General features: G+C 68.5%; 13 protein-coding genes and 6 pseudogenes. 9 read left to right on the top strand and 10 right to left on the bottom strand.

The features are described from left to right. Positions 1-27: 27 nt before the first annotated feature. A complete protein-coding gene (locus tag ACFVU3_RS28730; RefSeq protein ID WP_390070675.1) occupies positions 28-1053 on the bottom strand; it encodes a hypothetical protein in 1026 nt (341 codons plus the stop codon). Between the two features lie 1497 nt (positions 1054-2550). On the opposite strand from ACFVU3_RS28730, the gene ACFVU3_RS28725 reads away from it, so the two are divergent. From ACFVU3_RS28725 to ACFVU3_RS28715, 3 genes are all read left to right on the top strand, one after another. Beyond that, positions 2551-2943 (top strand): hypothetical protein, encoded by a 393-nt coding sequence (locus ACFVU3_RS28725; protein ID WP_390070673.1) that lies wholly within the window; start codon positions 2551-2553, stop codon positions 2941-2943. Between the two features lie 1120 nt (positions 2944-4063). Next, positions 4064-4255: a hypothetical protein gene (locus ACFVU3_RS28720; protein ID WP_390070671.1), complete on the top strand. Its 192-nt coding sequence runs from the start codon at positions 4064-4066 to the stop codon at positions 4253-4255. Between the two features lie 381 nt (positions 4256-4636). After that, positions 4637-5506 (top strand): DUF4394 domain-containing protein, encoded by an 870-nt coding sequence (locus tag ACFVU3_RS28715; protein ID WP_390070669.1) that lies wholly within the window; start codon positions 4637-4639, stop codon positions 5504-5506. A gap of 310 nt (positions 5507-5816) precedes the next feature. On the opposite strand, the gene ACFVU3_RS28710 is transcribed toward ACFVU3_RS28715, so the two are convergent. From ACFVU3_RS28710 to ACFVU3_RS28700, 3 genes and pseudogenes are all read right to left on the bottom strand, one after another. Beyond that, a complete protein-coding gene (locus ACFVU3_RS28710) occupies positions 5817-6851 on the bottom strand; it encodes a hypothetical protein (protein ID WP_390070668.1) in 1035 nt (344 codons plus the stop codon). Between the two features lie 267 nt (positions 6852-7118). Next, a pseudogene (locus ACFVU3_RS28705) lies at positions 7119-7484 on the bottom strand (fasciclin domain-containing protein); the annotation flags it as partial. Positions 7485-7973: 489 nt separating this feature from the next. After that, the gene (locus ACFVU3_RS28700) at positions 7974-8873 is read right to left on the bottom strand and encodes a carbohydrate deacetylase (RefSeq protein ID WP_390070666.1); all 900 of its coding nucleotides are present in this window, start codon (positions 8871-8873) and stop codon (positions 7974-7976) included. 761 nt (positions 8874-9634) lie between these two features. Here ACFVU3_RS28700 and ACFVU3_RS28695 point away from each other — a divergent pair. Beyond that, positions 9635-10216 (top strand): annotated as a pseudogene (locus ACFVU3_RS28695) (transposase); the annotation flags it as partial. 74 nt (positions 10217-10290) lie between these two features. Here ACFVU3_RS28695 and ACFVU3_RS28690 read toward each other — a convergent pair. Further along, positions 10291-10893, bottom strand: coding sequence for an HD domain-containing protein (locus tag ACFVU3_RS28690; RefSeq protein WP_390070664.1), 603 nt, complete (start codon positions 10891-10893; stop codon positions 10291-10293). Positions 10894-11203: 310 nt separating this feature from the next. Here ACFVU3_RS28690 and ACFVU3_RS28685 point away from each other — a divergent pair. Next, positions 11204-11401, top strand: a pseudogene (locus tag ACFVU3_RS28685) (transposase); the annotation flags it as partial. A 68-nt stretch (positions 11402-11469) separates the two neighbouring features. Here ACFVU3_RS28685 and ACFVU3_RS28680 read toward each other — a convergent pair. The 3 genes from ACFVU3_RS28680 to ACFVU3_RS28670 all read right to left on the bottom strand — a co-directional run bounded on the left by ACFVU3_RS28680 (position 11470) and on the right by ACFVU3_RS28670 (position 13726). After that, entirely contained in the window at positions 11470-12303 is an 834-nt protein-coding gene (locus ACFVU3_RS28680; RefSeq protein WP_390070663.1) for a transposase family protein, read from the bottom strand. Positions 12304-12375: 72 nt separating this feature from the next. After that, positions 12376-12831 (bottom strand): hypothetical protein, encoded by a 456-nt coding sequence (locus ACFVU3_RS28675; RefSeq protein WP_390070661.1) that lies wholly within the window; start codon positions 12829-12831, stop codon positions 12376-12378. 94 nt (positions 12832-12925) lie between these two features. Then, positions 12926-13726, bottom strand: a complete 801-nt coding sequence (locus tag ACFVU3_RS28670; RefSeq protein ID WP_390070659.1) for a hypothetical protein — start codon at positions 13724-13726, stop codon at positions 12926-12928. A 189-nt stretch (positions 13727-13915) separates the two neighbouring features. On the opposite strand from ACFVU3_RS28670, the pseudogene ACFVU3_RS28665 reads away from it, so the two are divergent. Beyond that, a pseudogene (locus tag ACFVU3_RS28665) lies at positions 13916-14389 on the top strand (ISAzo13 family transposase); the annotation flags it as partial. 14 nt (positions 14390-14403) lie between these two features. Here the strand turns inward: ACFVU3_RS28665 and ACFVU3_RS28660 are convergent. Next, positions 14404-16767: a WD40 repeat domain-containing protein gene (locus ACFVU3_RS28660; protein WP_390070657.1), complete on the bottom strand. Its 2364-nt coding sequence runs from the start codon at positions 16765-16767 to the stop codon at positions 14404-14406. Positions 16768-16971: 204 nt separating this feature from the next. Between ACFVU3_RS28660 and ACFVU3_RS28655 the strand changes: the two genes are divergently transcribed. Then, entirely contained in the window at positions 16972-17214 is a 243-nt protein-coding gene (locus ACFVU3_RS28655) for a hypothetical protein (protein WP_390070655.1), read from the top strand. Between the two features lie 886 nt (positions 17215-18100). Here the strand turns inward: ACFVU3_RS28655 and ACFVU3_RS28650 are convergent. Beyond that, a pseudogene (locus tag ACFVU3_RS28650) lies at positions 18101-18759 on the bottom strand (IS701 family transposase); the annotation flags it as partial. Between the two features lies 1 nt (position 18760). Between ACFVU3_RS28650 and ACFVU3_RS28645 the strand changes: the two are divergent. Together ACFVU3_RS28645 and ACFVU3_RS28640 are read left to right on the top strand one after the other, a co-directional pair. Further along, positions 18761-19696, top strand: a pseudogene (locus ACFVU3_RS28645) (IS3 family transposase); the annotation flags it as partial. A gap of 410 nt (positions 19697-20106) precedes the next feature. Further along, positions 20107-26166, top strand: coding sequence for a DNRLRE domain-containing protein (locus ACFVU3_RS28640; RefSeq protein WP_390070800.1), 6060 nt, complete (start codon positions 20107-20109; stop codon positions 26164-26166).

Here is a 26166-nt window from a genome sequence, read left to right as displayed (position 1 = left end):
GGGTTCGGGGGTCGGTGGCGGTGGGGGTCAGAGGAGCGCGGTGGCGGAGGGGGTGTTTCCGTTCTGTGCTTGTTGTGCACGGTCTGCCATCATTCGTCCGAGTGTGGTGAGTGATGGCTCGAGGTCGCCTGCTGCGGTGGTGTAGCGGACGAAGACGATGACCGTTCCGACCAGGACGCCTGCTTCGGCTTCCACGATGGATTCGTCGTCCTCGTTGAACCCGTTCTCGCCGGGGTAGGACTGGTAAGCGGTGCTGGTGTCGCCCATGGGCGGGAACGACAGGAGTGCTTTCTCCGAAGATTCCGCCAGATCGCTTCGGATCTTCTCGAACTCTTTGGCGGCGCGCGGGGCGCTGTCGAAGGCCGCGACGTAGAACACGGCCGTCTTCTGCGGTCTCTCGCGTTCCATGGTCGTCTCGGCGGTGAACAAGAGCCCCTCGCATTCGGGCCGGCATTCCTGTTCCCCGGTTTTCGTCACCGGCTCGCCCTGGCTCTTGAACTCGGCCGGAAGGCTGTTGCGGCCGGGAAGGACGCTCGTGACGGTGGTCAGCTCGGAAAGGGCAGCGACCTTCCGCTCGCCTTCGCCGTCGCCCAGCAGCTGCACCACGCTGCGCAGGCCCAGTACGACCAGCAGGGCCAGCACCACGCCGATGACAGCGAGGGTGACCACCGCACCGGTGGTCTTCTTCAGGTGCAGCGGCCCGACGTTGATGGTGGCGTGGTGGGCATTGCCGCCGATGTGGACACGCTGGGTGATCGTCGGCGGGTGCGCTGGAACCGGGGGAGGCCCGGCCTGCAGTGCGGCCCGCAGCTGCTCGGCGAGAGCGGGGTCTCCCTCCAGCTCGACGGTCAGCCGTGCCCGCACCGCTTGTACTGCCTGGTCCGATCCGGGTTCCGCGTCCCACAGGCCGAGCGCCCCGCGGCCCTCGTCCGAGCGGCCGAGGCGGGTGCGCACGAGATCGGCGAGGCGGGTGAAGGCGGCGGTGCCGGCACCGGAGGCCGCGCCCGAGGCGAGGGCGGCGACGACGGCACCCGCTAAATCCGTAGGTGACATGGACACATAATCCCGGAGTGGGGGGCGCTTTCGAAGAGGAGTGCGCCAAGTGGGAGAGCGGCGTCCGCACGCCTGAAAGCCGGATTCCGCGACGCCTTTCGTGTTTTGGCAGAGAGTGCCTTCCGTCGGCCTGGCGCCAGAGGAACGGAACGAGGGCTCTTCTTGTGAGAGTGGACGGTGGGTGTTCGGGTGTCGGTGACGTGGGACCGTGGCCGTGTCGCCCGCATCGGCCACCCTTCACCACGTCGCGTGCAGGGGCATGCCCTGTACGACGTCCTTGCCATGCAACGCTTCACCGCCCCGCGACGCCCTGGTCCGCGCGCACCAAGACGGCCGCGTCCCCGACGGGCACCGGGTCGGCGAACACCTCGGCATCCGCGGCACTGAGGCCGGCCACCTGGCCCGTGTCGGCCCGCTGCGGCCCGCCGTCCACGTCTGCAGCCGCTACCAGTCCCGCCGTTCGTCCCCCGCTGACGCCCTGTACCGCCTCGCAACCCTCGGTACTCTCCTCACCGACCCTGCGATCGACCGGGACACGGTCCGTCCCCCCGAGGGCCGGGCAGAGCGAGCGGCGTCGCGTCCTTCCCGTCGGACGCGACGGCGACGGAGGCCGGTCCGGAAGCAGCGGTGCAATCCGCGACCACTCCATATCGGTCAACGGCATGGCCGGACCAGCGACCCGGTGATTCGGATGCGACGACCTGTATGCAGGATGGGCTCGTGCTTCCTACCCGACTGCTGTGGCGTGATCCCCGGCCCATCCCCCGGTTCAATCGGCAGGAGCCGGTAACCCAGGTTGTCCGTGCTCCCGGCTTTTACGAACCGAGCGCTGAGGACGACTGCTCAGTGTTCTGGTACTTCTGCCAGGCCCATGACCGCCCGTACCGGTACGAGTCCTGTGGGGAAGGGCCGCACGTCATCTCACTGCACTGTCAGGAGCACGGGCCCGAGATCATGTGGCCGCAGCCACTGATGCTGATGTTCCCGGAAGGGTTCACTCCTCCGCTGAGTGACGCGCAGCTGGCCTGGGTGCGGGCGGAGGACGACGCTGTCTGGACATGATCCGAAAGAGACGCCTAGGTGCCAAGGCGGGCCGGTAGGGGCAGGCCAGGTCTCCTCATCCGGCCGGCTGGCGCAGGTAAGGGCCACTATGGGGGAGCCATCGCTGAGGACCTTGCCGTCGACTGTTGGGTACTGATTTCGGCTCGTCAAGGTGAAGCTTCGCGAAGGCCCTGACGGGTTTGGAGCGGTGGCTCTATCCGGTGGTGTGTGAGATACGCGGATGGAGGCGGGCTGACCGCCGTGGGCTGTGGCGCCGGGAAGTGGTACAGATCCAGGCGGCAGAGCTGTTCGAGCGGGGAGTCAAGGCACCGGAGGTCGCGCGACGACTGCGGTTGAGCCTGAAGTCGGCCTACCATGCGAGGGTGGTCCCCGTGGACGGGGCGATCACGGCGGACGCCCGCGAACGCGCCGCCGGACGGACGGACGGCGGACGGCATGAGCGAGGTCTGGCGAGGGCTGCAGCCCCTGCGCGTGGCACCCGGCTGGCGGATCGACATCAACAGCCTCTACGCCGTGGACCCGTCACCGGAGACCATCGAGTGGTTCTACGGCTCCGTGCTGGTGAGCGGCCACGGGGTGCACGACGGGCTCTGCTTCGACGCGCGCTGGGGGCCGGAGGGCGATCCTAAGGGGGCCTACGGCGTCGACTTCCTCCGGCTCGCCGGTTTCGGACCGAAGAGACGGAGCACCCGCGAGCCCACCCCTCTCGGCACCTGGACCACCAGGAGCCGGACCGCGCTCGTGACGGCCTTGGAGGAGTTCATGTTCACGGGGAACCTCCCCGTCGGCCACACCGCTCCGCCGCTGTTCCCGAACCATCACGATTGACTGCCTGACTTCGGCTCGTCAGGGTGAACCTTCGCGAAGTCCCTGACCTGTCGGACGAGTACGGCTGATTCGGCGTCGGGGGGAGGGTTCGATGCCGACGGCGATCATGCCGGTGCCGGGGTCGCCGTCTCGGAAGGTGACGCCGGTGCAGGGCCAGGGCCACCAGGCCGGCACGGGTGCGGTGAATGTGCCGGCCGTGTACCGGGCGCGCCAGCGGTGGCGGCGGCCGTCGGCCAGGGCGTCGGCGTCGGGTTCGTGCATGGGTTCAGTCTCCGTCTCCGGTGGTGGCGCAGAGTCCGGTGGAGCGGGGTTTGACGCAGGTGTCCCAGCCGCGGAACTTCTCGTCTTCTGTCCCTGCCGCACGGCACCCCGCCGTCGCCTCGACGCCGCACCGCGGACCTGCTGAGCATCAGCGGACTGCCCGGCACGGAGTGGTTCATGCGGAAGGCGAGTGTGTGCACGGACGACCTCAGCGCCATCCCCCGGCAGGACAGCAGGTGGGGCACCGCTTCAGCTCGCGGTCCCCGCCCCCACCTGGAGTACGGCCCGACGGCGGCGCCACCCGCCGCCCGGCCGAGGAGCCCGATCCGCGCCAGGACGTCTCCGGGCAGCGGGCGGGGCACGTGCCGCGGCTCCCACCGCACATCCCGGTGGCCGGGCGCCGGTGTACCCGGTCCCCGCTGCACCTTCTCGGGACCCGCCGTAACCCACCTGGCCGACCACCTCGAAGCCGGCCGGCTCTTCACCGACTGCGTGACACCAATGGCCATCGAAACGAAGCATCCGCCGCGCCCTCACGTCTTGGATCCGAAGGTTCGACGCCCGAGCCGCCGAAGGCGCCGAGGACGCCGCCGAACTCGCCGCCGACGTCGCCGAGATGCTGGAGCGGCTGGGGGAGGAGGCCGCAGCCGCGATGTTCTGTCCTGGGCCGGGGGCATCTCTCCGACTGATCCCGTAGTCACCGCTTCGCTCGCCCGGCCCTACTCCGGACTGGGCGCCGAGGCCGGATGCGGGGGTGATCGGGTGTGGGTGGGGGAGCCGACCGGGGCGGGTACTCGCGCACCGCGGGCACGTGAGACCCAGTGAACCCGCTGCCGGGGAGGCAGCAGGGAGCAATCCAGTGTCCGCCTGCCCGATCGACCCGGCGGAGTGGATGCCGCCGCTGTCCGACGTGCACTGCCGCTATGTGGGGGAGTGGACGGCGACGAAGCTGCGCTGGGGCCTGTCCGTCGACCCGGCGGAGGGCGACGCACCGGCCGTGTTCGAGGGGGCGTGCGAGACGACCGTCGTCCACCACACGCCCGCGCCGTAGACCTCGCCCCTCGCGGTCGGGGATGCGGTGATGTGCGAACGTCGGCAGAGAGGGGTGACCAGGCCGCTCCCGCTCTGACTACGCCGTGGTCCGTGGTTCTCCTCGGCTAGGCATGGCCGGTGTCGAGGCAGTCAGAGCGCCTCCGTCCGCTAGATCATCGACATCACAGGGGGCGTCGACGTCGCCCGTGGGCTGCGTATCAACGGCCCGAGACCGACCCCCCAGCAGGCAAGGGCACTTTCACCCGGCCGGCGCATCCGCGACAGTACGTGCTGCGCCATGCGGGTGGCATCCATGAGGGGCACCTGTCCGCCGCCGTGGTCGTCACGAAGCCCTTACGAGTCTCCGGCCGCCCGGCCGAGGAGCGACGAAGGAGTGAACATGCGCAACCGCACCATCACAGCGGCATCCGCGGCCGTTCTGGCCGCGCTGTGTGCGGCACCGGCGTTGGCGGCCTCCAGCCCTGTCCGGCAGACACTGCCGGTTCACGACCACAAGGCGCTGCGCGCGGTCGGCCTGACCGGGGATCAGCGCCTGGTCGAATTCGACGTGCGCAAGCCGGCCAAGACCTGGCCGCTGGGCAGGGTCTCGGGCCTGTCCGGTGACACCAAGCTCGTCGGGATCGACTTCCGCGTCCAGAACGAGAAGCTGTACGGCGTCGGTGACAAGGGCGGCGTCTACACCCTGAGCACCGCCGACGCCAAGGCCAGGAAGGTTTCGCAGCTCACGGTGACCCTGGCGGGCAGCGCGTTCGGCGTGGACTTCAACCCCGCGGCCAACCGGCTCCGGGTCATCTCCGACACGGGACAGAACCTGCGGCACAACATCGACGATCCGGCAGCCCCGCTGACCACCACCGTCGACGGCACCCTCACCAACCCGACGATGCCGCCGACAACCGCCATGGGCGTCACCGGCGCGGCCTACACCAACAACGACCTGAACGCCGCCACCGCGACCACCCTCTTCGACCTCGGCACGATGGCCGACCGGATCTCTCTGCAGTCCCCGGCCAACGCCGGAACACTGGCCCCCACCGGCGACCTGGGCGTGGACGCCGCCCTCGACGCCGGTTTCGACATCTACTACAACCCGGCCGCCGGCACGAACCACGGTTTCGCGGCCATCCGCAGCGGTGCCGCCTACCGCCTCTACGCGGTCGACGTACTGACCGGCAAGGCCACCGGTCAGGGTGCCTTCCCGGCCAAGTACCAGGTCACCGACCTGGCCCTGCCCATCGACCAGATGTAGCGGCACCCCGGACGTGTCGCTGACCCCGGGTTCTTCGTGGAATGGCCCGGGGTCACTGACCGTGGGTGGTTGGTGTCTCCGTCGCGAGCTGATTGGGGCATGAGGACGGTGTCGACGTTGTAGACGGTGTCGGGGCACACCCCCATGTGCTCAGCCAGGTACGCGGCCATGTGCTCAGCCAAAGTGGCCTCGACCGGGCAGGGATACGGGACCACCCGACGGCGACCACTGGGAATGGCCGCGGTCCGTCAAGGGGGATGCATCATGAGTAAGCCGCACCGTGTGACGCGCGCTCGCTCCGCGGTGTGGGTCAGCCGTGGTCCTCCCACTCCGCTTGGCAGAAGCGTGCCCCGCTGACCACGGCGTCGCCGGCTTGGGTGGCTCGGACATACATGTTGAGGCCGGTCGGGCCGGGATCTCCTCCGCAGCCGAAGGTCACGCCCAGCCCGCTCTCCTCCAGGTGCTGGATCAGGGACGCGTCCACGGACTGGACCGGCATGCCGATCAGCCCGATGCCCTCAAACTGCACCTGCGGCCCCGTGAGTCCGTCAACCGTGACGGCGCCCAGTGTGGGGGGCCAGCCTGGGCCGCAGGCGTAGTGAGCGGTCACGCCGGCTTGGTCGAACCGGTCGTGGTGCAGGATCCACTCCCCGGGGCCTTCCCACGGCTGCCCGAAGGGATACCTGCCGAGACGGGCAGCCGGCTTCTCGCCCAACGCGCGCCACACCTGCTGCGGGTTCATGCCGAACTGAAGGGGACCGATGCGCTGCAGCGGCGTCCAGTCCCAGCGCGGCCGATCTTGTTCAGCCTTCACAGGCCACGCCCCCGGGTTCGGTCGCTCATCACTGACATCGCACCAGTAGACGACCGGCTTGGACCCGTACGGATCTTCCGCCAGCTCACCGCTGACGAGCAGGGCATCAGTGATCATCGTGTCCTGCCGCTGCAGATCCCCCGCGGGCGACAGCCCCATTGCCTGTGCGGCGCCCATGGATACGCCCCACGCCTCGATCTCCGGATCACCGCTCCAGTTCACTCGCACGGAAGTCCCCTCCCGGTGTGCGAGGTCCTGGATATCCGCGCATGCCTCGGAGGGCACTCGGGCAATCAGCTCAATGTCCCGCAGACTCACCAGCGGTCCGTCCATCGCATCGATCGCTACCGCGACCAGGCCTGAATCCGCCCCAAAGATCCCGGTCACGCCCCAGTCGGTGTATGACCCCCAGCCCATACCGCTGCCCAGCCCCTGTGAGACATGGGCGATCGCCCCGTCCAGAGCCGATGCCACGTCGTCCGAGTTCATCCCGAACCGCAACGGCCCCACGCCCGCCAACGGCTCAAGCACCCACTGTGCCCGCTCCCCGGGCTTCCTGTTCCACCAGCGCACCCCAACCCCCACCGCTATTGCGAGCACTCCCGGCACTCTTGCTCGTGATCAGGGACCCACCCTAGGCGCGACCTCCGACAACGGACTCCAGCACTGCGGGCGCACGAGGATCGCGGAGGGACGTGGCCATTGAATCGAGACGAGCGACGACGAGGAACTGCAAGCGGTACCAGGGTGAGCACTTTGCCGCGTACCTGGTTGTGCACTTTCATGCGAACGCTGACAGACGGTGGCGTTGGCGGTGGGGATGCCGCAGACGACCTTGGAGGTGTCGCTGACGGTGTAGTTCTCGCCGGTGCCTTCGGTGGTGATCGTGGTCTTCTGGAAGGTTTCGAAGGTGCCGTTGTCCAGCCGGCCCTCATGACAGCGGTGACGAGGGTGGACAGGGGGGTTGTTGGAGGCGGCGGTGGCGACGGGGTCCTTGGTCGTACCCTCGAAGGAACCGGCCCCGCCCTCCGGCGCACCGGCACAGGCCCGCCCGAAGGGCTGGTCCATGGCCATGGGGTCCTCGGCGGGGGCCGTGCCGGCCGCGCTGGAGCCGGCGGCGGCCGAGGAGGGCGCGGCGTCCTTTGCGAAACCGCTTCCTCGGCCGGAACGCGGGAAGAGGCCCCACCTGCCCGACCATGCGGCCGGCTGCGGACTCCCGGACACCGAGGAGCGGTACGAGCCGGCGCAGCGTCAGGCTGGTACACCAGTGCACAGCTACCAGAAGCACTCGATCCCTCAGTGGAATCCCCCACGAGCGGCCCCGCCGAGTGATGTCGGCGCTCTGGAGCCCGCAGTGCACGCACCACCCGGTCGAACTGGCGCGGAGCCACGCCGGTGAACGGGACTGTCCAGGGCGACCCGGACGCAGTGATCACACGTGACGCGGTCGAGACGATCGCAGAGCAAGATCACTCGCGGGGTAGCCCCCAGGCTCTGCGCGGCCGTCGTCGGCCGGTTCACGTTCAGCGGCCCCGTCATCGAGGCCGGCACCGATTCCTCCGGCCTCGCCGGCACCCGCCGCGGAAACCGCCAAGGCCGGCTGATGACAGCTTTCGTTTGACGGTCCGCTTCCCGTCCGGGCGGTGGGCTGGATCATTCACGGCGGGCCGTGTTCTGGGACCAGACATGCTGGATCGCTCGGTAGTCGATCACGTGTATGTCCTCTTGCCGGAGAGCTTCACGGGTTCGCGGTGACGTCAGGAATTCGTAGTCCGTCCGGCGCACGGGCCAGCCGGTGTCGAGGGCCTGCGACTCCTCATCGCCCAGGCTGGGATGTACTGCCCATTCGCTGAGTCCGGCGGGCAGGTCACGCAGCAGCTGAAGGTACCGGGCCGGTTTCCCCTCGATGCCGAGGGAGAAGCTGTCCAGGAAGTCGTTGTCGGTGACGGGCAGGCCCTGCTGCCGCGTCGAGCGGCGTGCTGGCTCCAGCCAGACCCGGACCGCGAGACCGTACTCCGCGGCCAGCCCGGCCGTGAGGCCGAGGATGTCGTCGCGGCCGCCGTCGGCCAGGCAATGGAAGTCCAGGTGGGTCGGCGTGAGCCCGGCGTCGGCGACAGCAGCGATCTGGGCACGGAACTCGACCTCGACCTCATCAGGCCGGGCCTGGCCGAGCAGGGCCGCCCGTCCAGCGGGTGTCGGGGGAAACAGTGCGCCTGCCGGGTCGAGCAGCGAGGGAACCCGTTCCCTGGCCGCCAGCGGTCCCCAGGGCATGCCGGGGAAGTCGGACATCAGGGTGAGGTGGATCCCGAACGGGATCTGCGGCCGTCGTCTGAGCAGATCCAGGGCATGCGACGCCGCGGGAGGCGGGACCATCAGGCTGCACGAACTGGCGATGCCCTCTTCGACCGACTCGATCACTGCCGCATTGATCGCGGGATACATCCCGAAGTCGTCGCAGTTGACGATCAGCAGCCGGGCATCGGGCGGATACCCCAGCAACTCACTCGACTTGACTCCAGGCGTGAAGGCGGCGGGCCTGCTGCTTTCGTCCATACCCGCAGTCTGAGACCCAGCCGGACGCCGCGCACCGGGTTATCCCTGCAGCACCACGGTAGTGCCGTCATTTCTCGTCGGCATCGACGAGTCCGGCGATCACCAGCCGCCGCTGGAACCGGTGAACGAACGCTGTTGCCCGGCATCGGCAGAGCCATCAGGCGGGTGTTCATCTCGTGGTGGTGCGATCGGGGCCCGGTCCGGCCACTGCCGGGGGCTTTCGCCGGGAGTGCTCGCGGTGTCTGGGGCAGGGCTGGAGTGTCCGCTGCTGCTTGTGCTCGGTGCTGGCGTGCCCGGCGCGGGTTCGTCGTGATGACTGCTGGCGGCCGGTGGCGTCCCCCGCGGTGAGGGCCCTGGCGGGGCGTGGTTTCAGGGGCGGCCATGTCCTGGCCGGGGAGCTGTGTGGCCGGTCCTGGTGGCCGGCATCGGCTCTGGTCCTGGCCGCCGGGTGTCGCTCGGACGGGTCGCAGGTGCCTGTCGTCTTCACCGTTGCTTGGTCGTGCGCGTGGCCGGGCCGGAACGCGCCGGCCCTCAAAGGGGTGCGGCCCTGTTCGCCGGTGACGACGGTGGCGATCTTGGTGGTCTGCCGCGTCTTCCCTGGGACGGACGCGCGTCGTCCCGGTGGGTTCGCCCCGTAGCGGCGCACGCGGTCCTCGGTACCGTCCGGCCCCAGTTCCATGCCTTCGGCCGCCGCGCAGGCGGAGTCGTCCTCCAGGCGTGTGAAGCCGCGCGGCGAGGCGTTCTGGCGCAGCGATGCCCCGAACCGGACGGTGCGCAACGCCGAGGCCCTGGTCACCAAGGCGGTGGAGGCCGCGGAGAGCCGGCACACCGCGGTCGCGGGGGAGCGGGCCATCGCGAGGATGGTGCAGACCTTGGTCGGTGAACTGGTGTCCCTCAACGAGAAGGTCGCCGAGGTCGAGGGCCGGATCGAGAGCCGGTTCCGCGACCACGAGCGTGCCGCGATCATCGAGTCGGTGCCCGGTAGCGGGGCCGTCCCCGGTGCAGAGTTCCTCGCTGCCGTTGACGGAAGTCTCGACGCTTGTGCCACCCCTGACAGGCTCGCGATTGCGGGGGTGACGCCGGCTCCGCGGGATTCAGGCAAGATCAGTGGGAACCTTCACCGGCCGAAGCGCTACCACCGCGGTCTGCAACGAGTCTTCTACGCGTCAGCGCGGTTCAGCATCCAGAGCGTCCCCAACTCGCGGACCTTCTACGACCGCAAGCGCGCCGGGGGCAAGCGACATGTCCAGGCGGTCCGTGCCCTGGCCCGACGACGCGTCGACGTCCTCTGGGCCCTGCTGCGAGACCGACGCTGCTACACGGTCGTAGCCCCGGCTGCGTAGCCCAACCCCCCCGTGCCGTGCGATCGGCGCCGGCCTGGAGGCATCTTCCAGCGGTAGGGGGCCGGGTGTGGAGGTCACTGGCCGGTGGGGAAGGCCGCCTGGAAGGCCAGTCGATGGGCGGCGCCCGCGCCGAGGCGGGTGAGGAGGTCGTCGAGGGCGAGATACTCCTCCCAGGGCTCGCGTCCCGAGGCGGCGGCCAGTGCCTGTACGAGCCTGTCCTCCAGGTCGGGGACGCGTTTGTCCTTCCAGATCTTGTCGGCCGTGCTGACGAGGAGGTCCTCGATCGTCACGGCGGGGCCGTCCCAGGTCGCGTGGGTGGCGGCGAACCTGGCAAGGTCGGGTGCGAAGCCGTGATCCAGAAGGAGGTCACGGCCGGCTGCCTCGTGGGCTGATCCGGGTCCGGAGAGCTCCTCGGGATGCAAGGTCTTGCCCACGTCATGGGTCGCGGCACCGAAGAGAACGGCGTCGCGGACCACTGCCAGGCCCGGGTACCGGTCTCCCACCCAGTCGGCCAGCTCGACCGCGACGTCGTGGACCGCGCGCAGGTGCGCCGCCAGACGTGCTGGCGCTTCAAGGGAGCGCAGCAGTTCCGCGACTTCGGGCGGCAGCGGTCTCAGGGACGGCTCCGCCGGGGTGTCAAGGGCTCGGGACAGGGCGGCGGAACGTATCGCGGTCATCCTGATGACAGTACTGGTCTCTGGCGTGCAGTTCAGGCAGGCTCCGAAGATACGCCCTCCGCGGCAGCCGCCTGACTGCTGCATGGGGAAGCAGGGCCGCCGGGCCGTCCCCAAGCAGCTCGGCGAGTGCAGGGCCCGTGAGGTGACGTCGCATCCCTGGCGGAGATGCAGCGGGCTGGGCCCTGCCACATCAACGTCCCCCGCACCCGGCTCCATCCAGGGGTGCTCCGGGTCCGCTGGGGCCTGTCCGGCGGATCACCTGACTTCTCGCGCAACGGCACGTTGGCATGTTCATGGGCGAAGGGATCTCATGGACGAAGAATGGGCGCGGCTGAAGCCGCATCTACCCAAGACAGGTCAGTGCGGTGGGCGTTGGGCCAGCCACCGCAGGATCATCAACGGGGTCCTGTTTCGGAATCGGACTGGGGTGCCGTGGCGGGATCTGCCGGCGCGTTTCGGGAAGTGGAAGACTGTGAGTTGCCGCCAACTTGAAATCGCAGGTCAAGGGGCTGGTGTGACCGGTCCACCGGGTACTCGTACTGGTCGCGAGCGGGTGCCCACGGAGAAGATCATCCGTCAACGGTTGACTTCGAGGTTCGTCAGGACGAGCAGAGCGCGCAAAAGTCGGGTGGCTCGGGCGGGATCACTACGGAGTTTCGTGAGGATCCGCCAGTTCTTGAGGTGTGCGAAACCGTGCTCGACCGGCGCGCGTCCGACGGCGAGGACGCGGTTGGCTTCCTTCTCGCCCGGGGTGAGCTTGTGAGTGCGGCTGGCGGCGTAGCCGGTGACGATGACGGGGTCGAGGATGTTGTTGTCCAGGCCGCGGAAGCCGAGGTCGGCCAAAGCTCCGAGGCCGGTGGCGCGCAGGTGGGTCAGGATGTGGTCGTGGCGGGCTGCGGTGTTGTCGTGGGTGCGGCCGGGCCTGGCGGCGGATATCCAGATCAGCCGGCCGTTCTCCTCGGTCAGGGCGAGGAAGTGCAGGCCGTGGCGTCGGTGCTTTCCGGAGTAGTGCCGGCGGTCGGCTTTTCCGGTGCGGCGCTGGGTGGGGATGAGGGTGCCGTCGATCAGGACCACCTCCCCGCCCTGCTTCGTGATCTTCCGCAGGGCGCGGTCCAGGCGCGGGGCCTGGGCGGCGAGCAGTCCGATCAGCTCGTCGCGCCAGCGGCGGACTGTCGACTCGGACACGTCGTTGCCGCCGGCCATGTCGGCCAGGCGCTGGTCGTGGCGCAGGACGGCCAGGACGATCACCGCGATCCTCCCGGGCGGCAGGATCCGCCACCTGGACCGGATCGCCTTCAGATGACGCCGTAGCAGGTCGGCGACGTGGTTGACGGTGCGCGTGGACAGCGTCAGACGGCACTGGTAGACAAGCGGGCAGGTGTCCTCGGCGCGTTCTTTGGCATTCGTCACACAATCCCAACGGCCGCCGGGGGCAACCGGGTCACGCCCGTGCCGAGCCGCTCCGAGTGGCCGTGCTCCTGGTCACAGGCGGGTGGTGAACCGGCCGTCGGGCAGTTTGCGCAGCCAGCCGCGGTCGACAAGTCTGAGCAGCTTGCCGCGCAGCGGTTCCAGCTTGGACTTCACACTGACGTCCACCCCCACTGCCTCGCCGACCTCGCGGGCCATGACCGGTCTGGCGGCCTGCCGCACGGCGGTGATGATGCGCTGGTAGTCCGGCGGGAGCGAATCTTCCTCCACGCCCGGTTCGCGGTGCGGGATCAGCATCACCGCCCGGCCTCCCACCTGCCCCGGCATCGGCCTGGCGGAGGCGCGTTCCTCGGCGAGCTGCCCGGTCATCCGTTCAAGGACGCGTTCGGCGACGGCGAGTTCGTCCCGTTCGCCCCGCACTTCCGCCAGCTGTTTGGCCAGCTGTTCTTCGAGTTCGTCCAGTTCCGCGCGCCGCGCGGTGATCCGTTCCAGCAGCTCGGGATCCAGCATGCACCGGATCGTAGAGGGCCGTCCGGCCCCAGCGGGCAGGAACTGGGATGTGCTCGCGCTCCAGGTCTGGCAAAGGAGCCAGGGCGGCTCGTCATCAGTGTGCCCAAGGCAGGCGAACCGCCTCGATCTCGGAGTCGTTCAACAATGCATGGATGAGGGCTGGTGAACCGGCGACCTTGGTGGCCCACAGGTCGTAGTCGGTGCAAAGGACCCAGGAGCGGTCATCGGCCCAGAGATTGGACGGGCTGAAGTCTGCTTCGGATTGGTCATACAGGAGCTCGGCGTCGCCGAGCCGGCCCGCACGCACGTGGAGGTTGTCGAAGTCGGTGGCTCCGAGCGTCAGCGGGTTGTAGTAGGCAAGGCAGCGAGTGTCCGGGCCTGCGGCGCTGTACTCGGTGAGGACGGCGATCAGGCGATTCCAGGTCTCCCGGTCCAGGCTTCCTTCGGTCGGCGGGACCATGCTCAGTGGCCAGCTGCCCTCCTTCTTGGCCGAGGGAAAGCAGCGGTAGGAGGGCATCAGCCCGTCAGGCGCTATCGGGTCGCCAGTCCGCCGGGCGAGCTCGGTCCAGCGCAGCCGCCGCCAGCCAGGGCCGGGGTGCCGGGCACGGCCCAGACCTCCCCCCGTGGCGACGCCCACGGCGTCGAGGTCGAGGTCTCCGACAGCGTGGGGCTGGGTACTCCCGTCGGCAAGACGCGCCTGGTGGTACTCGTCGTACGACACTTCGGTTGGTCCCTGCTCGTGCTCGTACATGGCGTTGAGCACCCACACCGCGTCAGGCATCGCCGGAGGCATGAACCCGGTGAGGCCGTCGCCACACAGCTCCAGCAGCCAGTTGGTGGCCCCAGACGGCACGAGCGGCCACAAGCTAGACATCGGGTTCGGTTCCTCGGACATCCGCTCATGGTCCCAGGTGGAAACCGCCCTTCTGCGAGGGGCCTACATAACGAGACGTACCTCAAGAACCGACAGCCGACCGCCGGCAAACGATCTACACCCCAGACAACCACCCACGACCAGCACGAGTACCCGGAGGACCGGTCACACCAGCCCTTTGACCTGCAATTTCAAGTTGGCGGCAACTCACTGACCCGGCATGTCTTCCACGGCGACTGGAACTACGTCCTGCACCCCCGTCCGGCCCCGCCCATCCCGGCGCCCCGGACTCCGGAACCGTGCGAGCCGGAGTGGACACCGGCCATGATGTCCGCCCCCGCGCCGATCGGCATGCCTCCGGACTAACTGCACGACCTGGTTCAGACTCTGGCATCGGACGGGGACACCCGGCGTGGCCGCCCACCCCACCTCGCCTTTCCCGACCAGGTCCTGGCCGCAGTGCTTCACTTGCGCGTCACTCTGGCCGCGGAACCCCTCGCCGTGCTCTTCGGCAGTAGCCGCACCGCCATGCACCGCACCCTGCTGAAGATCAGGAAACTGCTCGAAGCACACGGCATCTTCATCCCATCAGCGACCACCCCACCCAACGCCCTCGCACCACTCCAAGCTCGGGTCCTCGCCCAGAGCAGCGATCCCAACAGCAAGATCAAAACGACGCGTTAATGATCTGCAAGCCCTTAGGTGTACAGGGTGACCCGTTTCTTCGTCGCGACTGCGAGCACGGAGGAGTCGGGGGAGAACGCCAGCGAGGCGACGGCCCCGTCGTGGGCGACGGGGGCGCCGAGCCGGGCGCCGGTGGTGGCGTCCCACAGGCGCAGGGTTCCGTCCGTGCCACCGGTCGCGAGGGTCCGGCCGTCGGGGGAGTAGGTCAGCGCCGGAACCGTCCCGGAATGGTCCGCGAGGGGGATGCCGATCGGGTCGCCGGTGGCGGCACCCCAAAACCGAACGGTCCCGTCGATGTCGCCGGTCGCGAGAAGGCGGCCGTCCGGGTAGAAGGCCAGGGCGAGGGAGGCCCCGCCGATACCGGCGAGCGGAACGTCGATCCATGCGCGGCCCACCGTGTCCCACAGCCACGGTGCTCTACCCGCACCGCTGAGCGCGAGGTACCTGCCGTCCGGGGAGAACGCCACGGCCTGGACGGACCCTGTGTGACGGCCGGAGGGGCCGTTGATCGGGTCGCCGGTGATCGTGTCCCACAGCCGCACGGTCCCGTCGCTGCCTCCGCCGGCGAGGAGATTGCCCTTCGGCGAGTACGCCACGGATGTGATCCCTCCGCCGTGATCGACGCGAGGGGCGCCGAGCAGCTCGCTGGTGATCATGTCCCGTAGTCGAACGCTTCCGTCGGCACCGCAGGTGGCGAGGGTGCCGCCGTCCGGGGAGAACGCGGCGGAGAGGACGGCGTCCTCGTGGGTGGGGAGGGGGCCGCCGCACAGGGTGCGCAGGACGGGGTCGAACAGTCGCACGGCGCCGTCGTCGCTGCCGATCGCGAGAACGTCCGTGGCGAACGCCACCGTGTGGACGTCGTTGTCGTGAAGGAGTCCGCCAAGTTCCAGGGGGTGGCCCGCGTGCAGCCGGCGGTGCAGCACCGCCCGGACGGCGAGGGGCAGCGGTGCGGGCGGCCGAGGGGGCGGTACGTCGTCCGGGGTCTCCGGCTCCCGGGGCATTACGGGGGAATCGTCGTAAGGGGGCCGTACGGACGGATCCGCTACCCCAAGCGCCACGGACGAGTCTGGTTCCCCCTGCCGTAGGGCGGCGCCCTCTTCCCAGAGTCGTACGGAGCTGTCCTCGCCTCCGGTGCCGAGGAGACGTCCTCCGGGGGAGAACGCGACCGCCCAGACGGGTCCGGTGTGCCCGATGACGGGATCACCGATCGGGGCGCGGGTGGCGATGTCCCAGAACCGGAGGGTGCCGTCCTTGCCCGCCGTGGCGAGCAGGGAGCCGTCTGGGGAGAAGGCCAGCGCGTACACGGATCCGGCGTGGCCGGTGAGCGGTTCGCCGGACCGTGTCCGGGTGGCGACGTCCCAGAACCGGAGAGTGCCGTCCTTGCCCGCCGTGGCGAGCAGGGAGCCGTCCGGGGAGAACGCCAGAGCGTGCACGGACGCGGTGTGCCCCGCGGGCAGGATCTCGGCCTCCGCACGGGTGGTGAGGTTCCAGAGCCGGACGGTGGTGTCCTCGCCACCGGTGGCGAGGAGGCGGCCGTCAGGAGAGATCGCGAGGGCCCAGACAGACCCGGCCGGGCCTGTGAGGGGCTCGCCGATCTGCGTTCCGGTGGCGACGTCCCACAGACGCACGCCGCTGTCGTCGCCGGCGGTGGCGAGAAGGCGGCCGTCGGGAGAGAACGAGACCGCCCACACGGCTGCCTCGTGGCCCTTGAAGGGCACGAAGGCCGGGGACGGGGCGGCTGTGTCCCACATCAGCACGGGTCCTTCGCGATTGCCGAAGACGACGCGCCCGTCGTTTGGCGAGAACGCAACCGACAACGCGGGCCCGTCGCTGGTGCGGATCGTGCCGATCACCTTGTGGGTGGCGAGGTTCCAGAGCCGCACGGCGCCGTCCTCGCTCGCGGTGACGAGGCGGCCGCCGTCCGGGGAGAACGCCAGGGATACGACAGGTCCGTCGTGGCCGGTGAGGACGTCTCCCCGTGCGAAGGAGACCGGACGGGGTCCGGACGGCCGGGGGGAAGGCGACACCGGGTGGCGGCGAGCCTGCGTACGGACGGCGTTGAGGTCCCGCCAGCGGCCGCGCCAGGGGGTGAGTTCCTCGTCGCGCCGGCCGGGCGGCGCGCACTCCTCCCCGTACTCGTCCCAGGACATCACGGCCCGCACCAGCCAGATCAGCTTGTCCAGCGAGATGAACTGTCCGCCGGCGAAGACCTTGCTCATGGTCCCTTTGGAGCACGCGCCGGCGTCGCCGAGGATCTTCAGGCCGCGGGCACGTATGCGGTCGAAGGACGGCGCCCCGCGCTGGGCACGCAGCTCACTGAGTTCCTGTCCGAAGTGCAGCAGGGCTTCCTCGTAGGTGTTGTACGCCCGGCTGTCCATTGTTCCCGCCCCCCGCTCGGTCCGTGAGCTCGAGGATAGGCCCGTGTGCACGACGGCGCCGATGCTTCACTGAACATGAGTGAACACCGTTGAACACGGGTTGGGTTGAGCCGTTCTGTTCAGTCGTGGTCCGAACCGGTCGGAGTGAGACGGGAGTGTTCGACGGGTGCGGGCCAGGTCAGGAGCCAAGGGCACAGTCGAGGCATGAATCCGACGCCGCCGGTCGACTCCGGCTCCCCCGCAGCCCCTTCGCCGGACCCCGTGTTTCTGTCCCTGCACACCAGCGTCGTCCTGCTGGCCGCGCTCGTCATCGGGCTGATCACGGGCGGGCTGACGGCACTGGCCGGCGCGCCGGTGGCGGGCGCGGTGCTGGCCGGTCTCGCGGCCGCCGGCCCGGCCGTACCGACGCTGCGCGCACTCATCAGTCCGCCGTGCCATCGCCGCTAGCCAGGACAGGGCAGGTGTGTCCTGTTCCCGGTCCGTGGGGAGGTGGTGGCCGTGCAGGCGGAACACCATTTCGTCCGGTGCCGAGATGACACGGGCCCGGCGCCAGGCGGCGTCGAAACTGGCAGGAGCGGAGGCCGGGGCCTCGCGACACAAGCGGAGCGCCCGCCAGGAAGTGCGGGGGTCGAGCAGGACTCGTAACAGTATTAGTTTCATGCTTGTGGCCCCCCGGCATGGGCCACGGCGGCAGGGGATCCGGGGGTCGGGGTACCGGTCCGTCCTTTCCGATCAGGGCTTCGAGCGCGTCGTGCAGCGCGAGCTTGGCCCGGTTCTGCAGATCGACGTCGGTGAACCCCCGGCCGATGCTCTCCCACTGGGCGAGCACGGGCTCCCACCACTGGCCGGATGCGGCGATGGACCGGGCCAGCCGGTGCCAGTCCGCCACCTGCTCGGTCCCCGGGCACCCTCCGTGCTGTTCGATCCGGTCGAGGACGAACAGGTTGGGATTGTTGTAGAGATGGTTCCGCAGGAACCGCATGCGCTGCACACGCTCCTCGTCCGCTCGCCGCTGGGCCACGGTCGCACGTGCCGCTGCCGACAGCCCGAGCTCCGAGCGGGCGGTCAGACAGTGGTACGGGTGCCGCGCGTGCGCTGGACGCCTCCCAGCTCCGCCCTGACGGCGTCCTGCGCGTTGCGTACCTCAACCGCCGGGAGCTGCCGCGCGATCTCACGGGCCCGCGCGACGGTACGGCTGATGAGCTCTTCGAGGCCGGGGCGGGTACGCAGGGCGCTCCAGGGTCATCGCTCCGAACGGCAGCTCCGCCCCGTCGGAGCGGAGCCCGGCCGGGGAACCCGCGGGGAAGGCCGGGGGCTCTAAACTACTTTCCACAGCAACGTGAATGAGCTGGTAGAGGTTGGTGCCGGCGGGGCAGTAGGCGATGTAGTAGGAGATCTCCTCGGGCCGGCTCACGCTGCGGCAGGCGATCACCCAGTGCCGCCGGTCCTCGCGGTGCCAGGGCCGGACTTCCACTCGCCCAGTCGAAGACGCGGGGCCGTGCGAACCGTTGCTGCAGGACCGCCGCTTCCACTTCTGCCGGGGCAGATCGTGGAACAGGTCATGGACGGGGTGATCGATGGCCCAGCGGGTCACGACGGTGTCGTGACGGGTGGTGGCCATGACATGGAAGACGTCGGCCTGTTCCAGTTCGGTCCGCCAGCTTTTCGAGTAGTCATAGCCGGCGTCCGCGGTGATCCAGCCGAAAGGGATCTCTGCCTTGATCACCCGGCGGACCATAACCCTGGCTATCGCCACCTTGGTCTCGAAGGCGACCGTGTCGTCGATGCCGGCCCGCCGGCACCGTTCCCGGTCGTCCGTCCATGACGCCGGAAGGTAGAGACGCCGGTCGATCAGCGTGCGGCCTCGGCTAGTCCCAAAGGCGAGGAACACGCCGACCTGGCAGTTCTCCGTCCGCCCGGCCGTGCCGGAGTCCTGCCGCTGGACCCCGGCCGACCGGACCCCTTTTTCAGGAAGCCGGTGTCGTCCACGATTCGAGCGCGAGTTCCTGCGTCGGGCAGCCGCCTATTTCGCACGGGAGGTGAAGTGAGCCCTCGCCGTTGGGGTTTCATCTCCGACAACCGCGCCGACTTCGGCGTCAATCGGATCTGCCAGGTGCTCTGGGTATCCCGTGCCGGCTACTACCGACACCTGGCCACCGAACAGCCCCGCGCCGAGGAGAAGTGGACCGTGAACGAGATCCGCGCCATCCACACCGAGCACCCTGGCGCGTGCGGTGCCCCGCGCGTCCATGCCGAGCTGCGGGCGAGAGGGCACAGGATCAACCGCAAGCGCGTGACCCGGCTGATGCTGGTCCACCACGTCGTCGGCCGGCACCTGCGGAAGAAGAAACGGACGACGGTCGTGGACGGGAACGCGCCGCCCGTGCCGGACCTGGCGACGAGTGACTTTACGGCCGCCGAACTGAATACCAGTCGTGCGGCGACATTACCTACATTGCCGTCGGCACGACGTGGCACCACCTCGCCACGGTGATCGACATCTACTCGAGGAGGGTGGTCGGCTGGTCGAGCGAGGACCTCATGTGCACCTCGTTGGTCACCGACGCGATCGCGATGGCCGTGGCCGCCCGCGGCGGCCGGGTCCACGGCGTCGTCCACACCGACAGGGGCGCCCAGTACAGCGCGGCGGCCTTCGCTGACGTCTGCCGCCGGCACGGCATCCTTCGCAGCATGGGCCGGGTCGGCTCGAGCTGCGACAACGCTCTCGCCGAGTCGTTCCTTCAGGGCTGCAAGCGCGAGTTGTTCCACGGACGCCATAGGAGTTCGAAGACACAGACCCCGACTCGAGCTGTTCCGCTGGCTTCCCCACTACAACCGGCGCCGTCGACGCTCCACGCTCGGCTACCGCACACCCACCGAGTTCGAACAGCAACTGATCACCACGCGTACGCTGTTACTCGTCGCTTGAAACCAGCTGTCCACTCCTCGGGAGCATTCTCAATCCTGCGCAGCACCTTGAGCGCAGTCACGTACTCCCCGTTGCCAAGCCCTCACGGACAAGATCGCGCTGCTGACCAGTCGTGTCGTGGCGCGGATGGCCCGCCCTGCGCTGGGGGATTTGCATTGCTGGGCGTTTGCTCAGAGTCACGCAGCCGCGCGAGCCCCAGTAACTGGAGCTACCAACGTCCAGGCCCCTAGCTGCCCGCAACGAAAGAGCACCACGCTCCTTGTTCATATGATCACGCCGCCGCCGATGTGGCTGGCAGACGAAAGGGGGTAGTAAGTATGAACGAGCATGCAATACCACCAGGTTGGAGCAGTGGTAGATGGCTGACGAGGCGGGGCCTGAGGAGGGTGGCCCTCGCCACCGCCGCTCTGATGGCCGTTGAAGTCATCATCGCTCTAGAGGCCAGCGGAAGCGCTGTGGCTCTTCCCGGTTCGGGTTCATCCGCCGATGGCAGGGCATACGCAGCCGAGGCATCGGATCTCCCTTCTGCTGTCGTGGCCGCACGCCTGTCGGGCCAGCGGGTAGAGGCGTTGGCGGAGCGGACGGAGTCGACAACTACTTGGGCGAATCCGGATGGAACGGTCACTACGGATTCTGCGTCAGGACCGATCCGGTTCATGGACAAGGCCACTGGCATATGGCGGAGTATTGATGTCAACCTGACAAAGTCTGGCGATGGAACGGTGGTCGCTAAGGACCACCCCCTGAACCTCAAGCTTGGAGGCAAGACACCAGGAGCCAGGGTTGCTCGCGCAACGGCTTCAGGCAAGGCTGGCGGAGAGCAAAGGACTCCAGTTCCGCTTGTGTCGCTGGACGCAGGGGATGGCCGGATGTTGGGCCTCTCGTGGCGCGGAGCACTCCCGGAACCGGCGCTATCGGGAACGACAGCGCGCTATACGGACGTGCTGACGGCTACGGACCTGGTCATTGAGTCGACGCGGACGGGCTTCGAGCAGTTCCTGGAGTTGAAGGACCGCAGCGCGGTCGACGCAACGGGATCGGTCACTTTGACGCTCAACGCCCAGGGCATCGAGGCGCGGGCAAACGCGGACCGTTCGGTGACGTTTCTGGATGCCGAGACCGGAAAGCAGGTCGGTGTGCTGCCGGCGCCGGAGATGTGGGATGCGTCTGTCGACGAGAAGTCCGGTGAGCACACCCGGCGCGCGGATGTCGGGCTGAAGGTGACGCAGAACGGTGACTCGATCGATCTGACGCTGACACCTGATGCGGCGTTCCTGGCCGATCCGGCGACGGAGTTCCCGGTGACGGTGGACCCTGCGGTGAACATCGGGGCAAGCTTCGACACGTTCGTGCAGGAAGGCTACACGAACGACATGTCGGCGTCGACCGAGCTGAAGCTCGGCAACAACGGCTCCGGGCAGGTCGCTCGCTCGTACCTGCATTTCCCGATGGCGCAGATCACGGGCAAGCAGATTCTGAGCGCGAAGCTGAACCTGTGGAACTACCACTCCTGGTCCTGCAGCCCGAGCAGCTGGGAGGTGTGGGACGCCCCGCACGTCTCGACCGCCACCCGCTGGACCAACAAGCCCAACTTCAACAATAAGTGGGCTACCTCGACCGCGACGAAGGGCTTCTCATCCTCATGTGCGGACGGATGGGTGTCGCAGGACATCAAGAACCTCGCCGCCGCCTGGGCCGCCAACGGCAACTCCAGCAACGCGATGGGCATCAAGGCCACTGACGAGTCCGATCCGTACTCGTGGAAGCGGTTCAACTCCGGCAACGCCGCCTCCAACACTCCGTACGTTTCGGTCACCTACAACACGGTCCCGGTCGCAGGGAACCCGATGTCCGTCGCGCCGGGCCGGGCGATCGGCGGCAAGAACTGGGTCACTACGACCACGCCTGTCCTGAAGTACACCGCGAGCGACGCCGAGACCACCACTCTGGGCACGAACTGGGAGGTGTGGGAAGGGTCGACAAACCTGCTGGTCCAGGAGTCTGGCACCCTCTCTCCGGTCACGGACAAGACCGTTTCCTACACGGTTCCCGCCGGGAAGCTGGTCAATGGGCGGACGTACTGGTTCAAGGGCCGCGCCTACGACGGCAGCGCCTGGTCGGGCTGGACGCCGTCGGTGTACTTCACCGTCGACACCACCAAGCCCGCCACCAGCACCATCACCTCCGGTGACTACCCGGCCAACACCTGGTCCGGTACCCCGGACGCCGGTGGCAAGTTCTCCGGCTCATTCTCTTTCACGCCCCCGGCCAGTGATGTTGCCGAAGTGCAGTACAAGCTTGACGCCGGCACCTGGCAGTCCGCCGCCACCACTGGTGCGACCGTCACCAATGCCCTGACCTTCGCGGCGGGCAAGCACACCGTCGCCGTCCGCACGGTGGACCCGGCCGGAAACGTTTCCGCCGAGACCAGTTACGTCTTCTACGCCGGCTCCGGCGCCGCTCTGCTGACCCCGGGCCAGGGCGAACGTCCGGCACGGCGTGTGGCCCTGTCGGCCGAGGGCCAGACCTCGTACACCGGCGTGACATATCAGTACCGCCGCGGCGAGACTGACACCTGGAAGAATGTTCCTCTTGCTGATGTTCGCAAGGGCGCAGATGCCGTGTCGGCGTGGCCGGTCGCAGTCACGGGCGGCAAGCCCGTCGGGTTGACCTGGAACATCACCGACAGCCTGGCCGAGGACGGCCCGATTGAGGTGCGTGCCGCGTTCACGGACGGCACCACCACCGCCTACTCTCCGGCCAACGACATCACTGTCGACCGCAACGCCGGCACGGCGCCGTCCGAGGAGGCGGGGCCAGGCTCGGTCAACCTGCTGACGGGTGACTACACCCTGTCTGCGACGGATGCCTCGCTCTTCGAGCTGTCGGTGTCGCGTACGGCGTCGTCGCGCCAGGCGGACGCGGGTGCGAAGCAGGAAGGTCAGGCGGCGATTTTCGGCCCTCAGTGGACCTCTGGCATCGTTGCGGAGATCACTGAGTCGGACTGGGTGTATGTGAAGAAGACCTCGGCGACCTCGGTGGCTCTGGTCGATGTCGACGGCGAGGAACTCGGCTTCACCGCCACCACCGGCGGCGGCTGGAAGCCCGAGCCGGGCGGCGAGGACATGACGCTGACCGGTTCGCTGACGGGTTCGTTCACGCTGAAGGACACCGAGGGCACCCTGACGGTGTTCACCAGGCCGGACACGGCGGCCACCACGTGGCAGGTCGCATCCACCGCCCTGGACGGCCTGGCCCAGTCCACCACCACGGTCGTCTCCGAGACTCTCACCGGTGCGGACGGCAAGAAGCTCGCGCGTCCGAAGCTGGTGATCGCCCCGACGTCGGCAGCCTCGGCCACCACGTGCACGGCGACGCCGTCCACGAAGGGCTGCCGGGCACTTGAGTTCGTCTACGCCACCAGCACGACCGCGACAGCATCCGTCTTCGGTGACTTCGCTGGGCAGGTGAAGGAGATCCGCGGCTGGTCCACCGAGCCCGGTGCCGTCACGGCGACCGCCAAGACCGTGCAGCGGTACGCGTACGACACCGCGGGCCGCCTGCGCGAGGCGTACAACCCGCTGATCACCCCGGCGCTGAAGACCCAGTACGCCTACGACACCGCTGGCCGCGTCACCAGCCTCATCCCGGTCGGCCAGCTGCCGTGGACCTTCACCTACGGCAAGGCCGGCAATGCCGCCACCGTCGGCGACGGCATGCTCCTCAAAGCGTCCCGCTCCGGCCTCGCTCAGGGCACCAAGGACACCGTGTCCGGTACAGCATCGACGTCAATCGTCTACGACGTTCCGCTCACCGGCGCCAACGCCCCCTACAAGATGGGTGCCACGGACGTGGCCGCCTGGGGCCAGAGTGACGCCCCGTCGGACGCGACTGCGGTCTTCCCGGCCGACGCCGCCCCTGCCTCCCATGCAGGAACGGGTCTGACCGCCTCTGACTACCGGCGTGCCACGGTCACGTACACCAACGCCTCCGGCCGTCAGGTCAACACCGCGGCGCCGGGCGGCCACGTCTCCACCATCGAGTACGACCAGTTCGGCAACACCGTCCGCGAGCTCACGGCCGGCAACCGGGCTCTCGCACTGGGCGGCACGGCGGCCGATCAGGCCACCCTCGCCGATCTCGGCATCAACGACCTGCCCCCTGCGGACCGCGCCGACCTGCTCACCACCACCTCCGTTCATGATGCCAAGGGTCTGCGTGAGCTGGAGGAGTTCGGGCCGCTGCGCCGCATCTCGCTGAACGGCGAGTCGACCGTGGCACGCTCCTGGACGGTCAACGAGTACGATGCCGCCCGCCCGACCGACGGCACGGCGAAGGTCGAGAACCAGATCACCAGGGTCACCGCCGGGGCCCAGGTCCCGGGCACCACCACCATGACCGACCCGCGCGTCACGCAGACGGTCTACGACTGGGCCAAGGGGTTGCCGGCCAAGACGGTCAAGGACCCGTCCGACCTCGCGATCACCGAAACCACCGAGTACGACTCCCTGGGCCGCGTCACCAAGCAGCTGCTGCCTGGCGCGACCGGCACAGACGCCGGCACCCGCGTGACCACCTACTGGTCCGCGACCGGAACCGGCACCTGCCAGGGTCGGCCCGAGTGGGCCGACCAGATCTGCTCCACCGGCCCGGCCGGCAGCATCGTCGGCGGCGGTACGAACCCGACGCAGCTGCCGACAACCACAACCGAGTACGACTGGTGGGGCAACGAGACCAAGGTCACCGAGACCGCCAACGGCGTCATTCGCACTACCACGACCACCTACGACACCGCAGGCCGCCAAACCAAGACTGTCGTAACTGGCGGAATCGGTGAAGTCGTCCCGGAGACGACCACTGAGTACGACCCGGCAACCGGCCAGGCCGTGCGCACGGTCTCACCGACTGGCGGGACGATCACTAAGGAGTACGACCAGCTTGGCCGCCAGATCTCGTACACGGACGCTGACGGAGGCGTGACCCGCACGGAGTACGACCTGCTCGACCGTCCGGTCAAGACCACCGACTCGGCCCCGTCCACGGTGGCCTACACCTACGACACGGCCATCGAGCCGCGCGGCCTGGCCACCAAGACGACGGACTCGGTCGCCGGCATCTTCGAGGCCCGGTACGACGCGGACGGCTCCGTGTCCTCGGAGAAGCTTCCGGGCGGTTACACGCTTACGATCGAGGAAGATGCCACTGGCGCTCCGTCCTCACGGGTCTACACCCGTGACAGTGACGGCCAGGTCATCTATTCCGACACCGTCGTCGAATCCGTCCACGGTCAGGTCACCCGCCACGACGGCTGGTCCGGCCAGGACTACGCCTACGATGCCACCGGGCGCCTGACCCAGGTGAAGGACACCGTAGGCGATACCTGCACCACCCGCTCCTACACCTTCGACAAGCGCACCAACCGCACCAATCTCACCACCGCCGGAGGGGCGGCCGGCCTGGCCTGCCCGACCACAGGAGGAACCACCACCACCCACACCTACGACAGCGCCGACCGTCTCATCGCCCCGGGCTACGTCTACGACGCTCTGGGCCGCACCACCGCCCTGCCCGGCACCCAAATCGGCTACTACGCCAACGACCTGGTCCACCAGCAGACCGCCAACACCCAGCGCCAGACCTGGCAGCTCGACGCCGGCCACCGCTTCCGCTTCTGGACTGTCGAAGAGAACACCGACGGCACCTGGACACAGACCGCCAGCAAGATCAACCACTACGACAGTGACAACGACGACCCCCGCTGGATCACCGAGAACCCGACCGACGGCAGCATCACCCGCAACGTCGACTCGGCCTCCGGCGACCTCGCCGCCACCACTGGCAACACGGGCGGCACCGTCCTGCAGCTGACCAACGTCCACGGCGACGTCGCCCTCCAGCTCCCGCTGGACACCGCCGAAGCCCCCCTGGTCCTGGACAGCGACGAATACGGCGCCCCTCGCGCCGGCCAGCCCGCCACCCGCTACCACTGGCTCGGCGGCAAACAGCGCTCCACCGAGACCCTCACCGGCCTCACCCTCATGGGCGTCCGCCTCTACAACGCCGCCACCGGACGCTTCCTTTCCACCGACCCCGTTTACGGTGGCTCAGCGAACAGCTACGAGTACACGTACGCCGATCCTGTCAACAAGTACGACCTTGACGGTAGGTGGGTGTGGTGGTTTGGTTCAATTAGCCGTCCAGTGCGACTCACCAACAACCAGAGGGCTCTCTTCGCTCACCCGAAACGACAGGGTAAGCGGCGGAACCAGCAGGACCGAAAGGGGCATCGCACGGGGAAGAGCAAGTCGACGAGTGACAGGCATGCGCACGGCGACAGGCATGGCGGATGGAAGAAGAGCGTGAATAAGAAATTTAAGCGCTTCAATACCTTCTTCGGGAAGTTGCGTGGACTCGGATGGTATAACAGGAAGATGACCATCCCGCGTTCCTTCCGTCTTCGCTATCGTTAG

Source organism: Streptomyces sp. NPDC058052 (assembly GCF_042885515.1).
Classification (GTDB): Bacteria; Actinomycetota; Actinomycetes; order Streptomycetales; family Streptomycetaceae; genus Streptomyces.
This window is presented reverse-complemented; position numbering and strand designations above follow the sequence as displayed.

What these genes read in the sequence shown, in the direction of transcription:
- ACFVU3_RS28725 (WP_390070673.1), top strand. Translation starts at nt 2,551, where the DNA reads ATGAGCGAGGTCTGGCGAGGGCTGCAGCCCCTGCGCGTGGCACCCGGC.
- ACFVU3_RS28640 (WP_390070800.1), top strand. Translation starts at nt 20,107, where the DNA reads ATGGCCGTTGAAGTCATCATCGCTCTAGAGGCCAGCGGAAGCGCTGTG.
- ACFVU3_RS28675 (WP_390070661.1), bottom strand. Translation starts at nt 12,831, where the DNA reads ATGCTGGATCCCGAGCTGCTGGAACGGATCACCGCGCGGCGCGCGGAA.
- ACFVU3_RS28715 (WP_390070669.1), top strand. Translation starts at nt 4,637, where the DNA reads ATGCGCAACCGCACCATCACAGCGGCATCCGCGGCCGTTCTGGCCGCG.
- ACFVU3_RS28700 (WP_390070666.1), bottom strand. Translation starts at nt 8,873, where the DNA reads ATGGACGAAAGCAGCAGGCCCGCCGCCTTCACGCCTGGAGTCAAGTCG.
- ACFVU3_RS28730 (WP_390070675.1), bottom strand. Translation starts at nt 1,053, where the DNA reads ATGTCACCTACGGATTTAGCGGGTGCCGTCGTCGCCGCCCTCGCCTCG.
- ACFVU3_RS28655 (WP_390070655.1), top strand. Translation starts at nt 16,972, where the DNA reads ATGAATCCGACGCCGCCGGTCGACTCCGGCTCCCCCGCAGCCCCTTCG.
- ACFVU3_RS28690 (WP_390070664.1), bottom strand. Translation starts at nt 10,893, where the DNA reads ATGACCGCGATACGTTCCGCCGCCCTGTCCCGAGCCCTTGACACCCCG.
- ACFVU3_RS28670 (WP_390070659.1), bottom strand. Translation starts at nt 13,726, where the DNA reads ATGTCCGAGGAACCGAACCCGATGTCTAGCTTGTGGCCGCTCGTGCCG.
- ACFVU3_RS28660 (WP_390070657.1), bottom strand. Translation starts at nt 16,767, where the DNA reads ATGGACAGCCGGGCGTACAACACCTACGAGGAAGCCCTGCTGCACTTC.